The organism is Rhizobium sp. SVR5-2C, from assembly GCF_056755115.1.
In genome coordinates, this window is the sequence record NZ_JBNDHT010000411.1 from 1 (window position 1) to 269 (window position 269).

Annotated in this window: 1 protein-coding gene; it reads left to right on the forward strand. The window is 71.4% G+C overall.

Features of this window, described 5'->3' with window-relative positions; genetic code table 11:
- The coding region (locus tag ACPYOI_RS36320; protein WP_481424207.1) for a rhodanese-like domain-containing protein at positions 1 to 235 on the forward strand (235 nt) is incomplete at its 5' end.
- Positions 236 to 269: the final 34 nt, after the last annotated feature.

Sequence of the window (269 nt, forward strand, 5' to 3'; positions counted from 1 at the left end):
GCTCGAAGGCGCGCTGCACACGCCCTATCCGTCCGTCGAGGACAGCCTCAAACCAGGCGGCATGCTGCGCGAGGTCGCGGCCGCAACGGGACGCCGCGTGGTGTTCTTCTGTGCTTTTGGGGAGCGCTCGGCGATGGCGGTGGCGGCCGCCAAGGCGGCCGGCCTGTCCAACACGGCGCACATCGCCGGCGGCGTGGATGCCTGGAAGAAGGCAGGCGGGCCGCTCGTGCATTGACGGGCTTGGCCATCGCCACGCGCGGTCCTTGCGC